A 5132-nucleotide genomic window follows, 5' to 3' on the forward strand; every position below is an offset into this window, starting at 1 on the left:
GTCAAAGACAAAGTGGCCGGATTGGACGCGGGGGCAAATGATTACTTAACCAAGCCTTTTGCCGAGGCTGAATTATTTGCACGAATTCGAGCCCAGCTTCGTTCACCAGAATCAGAAGGGCAGGATGACACGAAAGTGGTTACACCCAATCTTGTTATTGATAAAGCCACAAGAGAAGTTTTTTTTAAAGAAGATTCAATTACCTTAACGCGTACTGAATTTGACTTACTCTTATTTTTAGCAAGCAATCTCGGGAGAGTGTTTACGCGTGACGAATTGCTTGATCATGTATGGGGTTATAACCACTTTCCAACGACAAGAACCGTAGATACCCACGTGTTGCAATTGCGCCAAAAACTTCCAGGCTTAGAGATTGAAACCTTGCGCGGTGTTGGATACAAGATGAAAGCGTGATGCAGAAATCTCGTTTACTATTGGTAGGCATAGCATTTGTGACTATTCCTACCAAAGCACAAAATGTTGAGTGGTTTGATCAAATCACACCGCTTACCCAAGCGCATCAGAATCTTTTAAATAATAATTTAGAAGCAATGTTTAACTCACTTGTCGAAGTGTGGCAGCTTGAACATAACAAAAACATTCAGAGCCATCTCAATGAATTATTATTACAATCATTAACCGTTGATTGCGGTAAAAGTTTAGACAAAAAACCACTCCCTGAATGGCTTAAATCAATCACCATTAATAGGCAAGAGATCCAGAGCCCAGGAAGAGATGCATTTCATGTTGATATAGAAGTGGACGCTGAAAAACCACTTGCTGATATCAAGCTGGCGCAGTGGGTTGATAAAAGTTTATCAACCGATAGCTTATTAACGACCACTTCGAGTGACAGCGTCACTGGAAAGACACATTACTTAAAGCGTTATAATCTCAATAGTAAAATTACAATGGGTTTATACCGTCTTGATATAACAGCCAAAGATCAGCAATCTTGGAGCGCATGGATTGTGCTTGGTGAACCCAAAGCAAAGCAAATTGTACGTTGGGCTTCGAAAGATCAATGGCAAATTGAAAAAAAAGCGCTACTTAATCCATATTGTCCTTTACCTGAACTCAATGTATCGCTGTATGATTACATCGATGGAAAATACTCTGAAATATGGAGTCAACGCTACGAGTCTGAGTATCCTAATGAACTTGAAATCACTAATTTAGCTGCAGACCGTTATGTACTAGCGGTATCAATGACTCAACAACGTTGGCAAGGGCCGATTATCATTGAGCAATCTCAAGTAATCAGTAAAACCTACGATGTTTCAGTAGATGAATAATTAAAGATAATAGACAATGTGCCGTTATAGACACAAAGGAAACGACACGTTTATAACATTATGAAAAATTTCATTAAAATACTCCCACTTGCAGTCGTACTTACACCCTCTTTCAGCTTCGCAGCCAATTATGCAATAGAGGCGCGAGGGGATGCGATGGGTGGTGTAGGGGTTGTATCTGCGAACTTTCTCACTGCTCCATTTTATAACCCTGCACTTGTGGCTATTTATCGTCGTAACGATGACCTAGGTATGATCGTTCCCAGTTTCGGAATTTCTTATAATGATGAAGACCACATGGTCGATGATTTAGACAGCATTTCAAGCTTCATAGAAAAAAAAGATTACACAAATACTGAACAGCTGCAGAAAAGTTTAGATAATTTACAAAATGATAAACTAAAAGCCGAAATTGGCGGTGTTGTCGCCTTTGCCATTCCTAACCAATTTATAGCGGCTAATTTATTCGCCAAAGCCTATACCGAAACGTTTGTCACTCCTGATATTTACAGCGGCGAAAATACTGCGTCATTAACTCCTGAGCTACAAACTGTCGAAAACGCAGAGCTCAGCGCAGTGAACGCTGTTTCCGTTGGGGTAACAGAAGTGGGTTTCTCGCTAGCCAAGTACCAAACATTTTTAGGCCAACATATTGCCTTTGGTGTAACACCTAAACTTCAACGCATCTACACCTATGTATATTCAGCAAGCGTAACCGATTACGATATCAAAGATGCACGAGATAATGGCCAAGGTGAAACCATGTTCAACCTTGATGCCGGCGCATTGTGGTTTTATGGGCCTTTAAGAGTTGGATTTTCCGCAACCAATTTAGTCAAGAGAGACATTCAAACTCAATCTTACACTAAGAGTCTTAAGAGCCAATTCGGTAAAACACGAGACATCAATATTGGCTACGCATACCAAATGAGGCCACTTTATACAGTAGGCGTAGGCATTGTTGCAGACTATGCCACATTAAGCGTGGATTATGATCTTAATGAAGAAGAGCGCTACACTAATTTTAATGACAATACACAGATGATTCGAGTAGGTGGTGAAATCGATATCATGCGTCAGTTAAAATTAAGAGCAGGATATAAGAAGAACTTAGCATACGATAATGTTGATGGAACAATCACAGCAGGGGTAGGGATCTCACCTCTCAATCTCTTCCAACTGGACATTGGAGCTAGCTATACAAACGATAATGCGATGGGAGCTTACATAAATTTCCTTGCTAGTTATTAACTCGATCTTTATAGTCAGGCTCCTAATCAACCGGAGCCTTTTTAAATGTTTGATGATATTCCTACTTTATCTCACCAAGAACAGCAAGAAGCTGTTGAGAAAATTCAACAACTAATGGCTCAAGGTATCAGTACCGCAGAAGCCATAAAAATCGTTGCATTCCAAATTAGAGCAGAAAAATCTGCAGATAAAACGAATTAATTCTCAACCTAACTATTTCCATTGCATAAGAGCGTTCACTCATTAGTGGACGCTTTTTTGTATCGAGAAAACCCCCAGCTAGGCTGGGGGTTCCGTAAAGCTTACGGCTATAAGTCAGTTATAACCCCTTTCAATTTGATAAAAACGTCTTGTGGTCTGGCAACTGTAAGAGTTAATTAAGAATTGAAAGGGGGTCCCAATTGGGACGAAGAGAGCTTAGCGCACACGCGATGGAATTGTAAATATCATGTGGTTTTTGCACCTAAGTACCGAAGGCCGGTGTTCTAACAGACTTCGCCGGGATATCATCCAAATGCTCACCAACGAACAAGTGGGTAGCGTATATTCTCGAGTGTTGGTGCTTTCAGCGATGTTCTGTTTAACCGGTTTTGTAGCAAAACTTGGCCATTGGTCTAAGTATTTGAGTGAACTTAGCTGGTCAGATAATTTAGTTCCATGATTTAGGAAATAAAGCCATTTTATGTAGGATTTTTCTGGGATTATGAGTTGTCTATTGTCTGCTTTTACTGATGGTTATATCGTTAAGTGAATGAAATCTAGTCTAGGAATCTCGGAATGATAACCAATAACATAAGTAATGCTCAACTCAGCGGCATTGAGCAGAACGCTCCTCAAGTCGGTCCCTAAACAGTCGAGGCTTACCTTGCAACGATTGAGAAAGTCCAGAAAGACCTTGAAAAAATCGATCCTGCCATTGCATCAGTCGATGAGCAATCAGCAGATTCTGAAGTACTGGCTATGGTAGCGGCTCATCAAAAACAAGTTGTCCAGTCTATGGTGGGTCGTAATCCTGAGGATGCTATTGCATTGACACTAGCGGCTGGTATCGAAGCATGCAGTGCTCGACTTGAAGCGATACAGCAGCAAGCTATGGGCTTAGGTGTATTTGTAGATTCCATGGAAGCGATGTGGGAAGACATATCAAAAACATCACCATTAACAGGGTATGCGTTAGAAGACGCTTTTCAACTAGTGCTTATGGATGTATTGATCCACATTGACGATTACAATTTAACAGCGGATGAAAAAGATGCCCTTCAACGTTTTATGGAATGTGGTGGTTCAGGGATGCATGGTTCTCATGAAAACTATGATCAAAATGAATTTGTTGCTGACCTTCCTGGACTTTTTAACAAAATTCATGACCACGCACCCAAGGACAGTTTTGCTTATACAATTACTGATTCTATGAAAAATAATTCTGGTTGCCCCGGGGCTTTAGTAACGCAATTTCAGGATAATTGGGGTACTGCTAGTGAATGGTATTCTAACTGGACTAATGGCATAGGCGATGTCTCTCCAATTATGCGTATGGCATTACTCTCTAGTGTGCTGACTGATTCATCTGTGGAAATCTCCAGCGACGAATATAATATGTTTCTTACTGGTAGCCTGTCTGATATTGATACCTTTATGAACGAAAAGTACGGTAAAAATACCATTGAATACATTAACGAGGATCTTGCTATGTGGAACTATTACTTCGATCCTAGTGAGAATCCAGTTACCGGTTTTGGTATGAATTTCCATTCTTCTAGTGGAATGCAGGTAGACTACTTCACTGCATTATCAGAGAATTTACCTTCTCGACCTCTCACCGACGAGGAGCTGAAAGAAGTCAACCGTATCGGTGATCAGGTAAGAATGCTGCAAGAGACTCTCAAATATTGGTTGCAAATTTGCCAAGACGAGCTAGTGGCCATTGCACGTAACATCTAGTTCAGAGCGGTCAATTAGGTCGGTCGAAATAAAAATGGGTTGTGGCATCTGAAACACATTCAAGCATTCAAGAGGGACTGCCAACGCGTGGCGGCTTTAGTGAAAGTGTTTACAGTGGATTTTTTAGTTCGGCGGTGCGTTGTTAAACACCGCTGTAGCTTCAAGTAGGAAGAGAATATAACAATCTAGAGTTACGGATGTGATGAAAATTACCATTTTTCTGTATTCACGCTCTTTTTGAACTGAGTCGCTAAAAACGTTAGCAATACGTTAAAAGCTGTCTATATTTTTCCAGTCTGCTAGAATCGCGTTGTTTATATTTTAGCCTTTAATTTTACACACTTATCGAGGTTTTATATGGAGCTTGGATTAATCATCGTTTTTATCGTGGCTGCAGCGGTCATGGTTAAGAAAGAGATGTCAGAAAATAAGAAATAGACTCACTCATTGATAACTTTTCTACCCCTTTTTAAATGAATGTGTCTCAAAGCCAGTATTAAACTGGCTTTGTTATTTCTACGATTTTTGGTTCCAAACCAGTTCTCCTCGTCTATTTTCCATCCCGTCAGAGATACCACAACGATGATAAATAAGGCATACTCGTTATTGCATACTCACTGCAATTTCACCAAAGGATGTCCATTT

Annotated in this window: 4 protein-coding genes and 1 pseudogene; all 5 read left to right on the forward strand. The window is 40.3% G+C overall.

From position 1 onward, the window contains the following. A pseudogene (gene vxrB, locus AACQ21_RS04540) lies at nucleotides 1-414 on the forward strand (response regulator transcription factor VxrB); the annotation flags it as partial. Continuing rightward, entirely contained in the window at nucleotides 411-1295 is an 885-nt protein-coding gene (locus tag AACQ21_RS04545; protein ID WP_105976690.1) for a DUF2861 family protein, read from the forward strand. The pseudogene vxrB and the gene AACQ21_RS04545, both read left to right, overlap by 4 nt. A gap of 60 nt (nucleotides 1296-1355) precedes the next feature. Further along, the gene (locus tag AACQ21_RS04550; protein ID WP_094163305.1) at nucleotides 1356-2546 is read left to right on the forward strand and encodes a conjugal transfer protein TraF; all 1191 of its coding nucleotides are present in this window, start codon (nucleotides 1356-1358) and stop codon (nucleotides 2544-2546) included. Nucleotides 2547-2591: 45 nt separating this feature from the next. After that, nucleotides 2592-2747, forward strand: coding sequence for a YoaH family protein (locus AACQ21_RS04555; RefSeq protein WP_105976691.1), 156 nt, complete (start codon nucleotides 2592-2594; stop codon nucleotides 2745-2747). A 759-nt stretch (nucleotides 2748-3506) separates the two neighbouring features. Beyond that, nucleotides 3507-4487 carry a hypothetical protein gene (locus tag AACQ21_RS04565; RefSeq protein ID WP_258174187.1) on the forward strand — a complete coding sequence of 327 codons (981 nt, stop codon included), beginning with the start codon at nucleotides 3507-3509 and terminating at the stop codon, nucleotides 4485-4487. Nucleotides 4488-5132: the final 645 nt, after the last annotated feature.

Source organism: Vibrio sp. V01_P9A10T6 (genome assembly GCF_963877065.1).
In the GTDB taxonomy this organism is placed as follows: domain Bacteria; phylum Pseudomonadota; class Gammaproteobacteria; order Enterobacterales; family Vibrionaceae; genus Vibrio; species Vibrio anguillarum.

Excerpts from the sequence above, each read along its gene's own strand:
- AACQ21_RS04565 (WP_258174187.1), top strand. The coding sequence starts at position 3,507 with ATGGTAGCGGCTCATCAAAAACAAGTTGTCCAGTCTATGGTGGGTCGT.
- AACQ21_RS04555 (WP_105976691.1), top strand. The coding sequence starts at position 2,592 with ATGTTTGATGATATTCCTACTTTATCTCACCAAGAACAGCAAGAAGCT.
- AACQ21_RS04550 (WP_094163305.1), top strand. The coding sequence starts at position 1,356 with ATGAAAAATTTCATTAAAATACTCCCACTTGCAGTCGTACTTACACCC.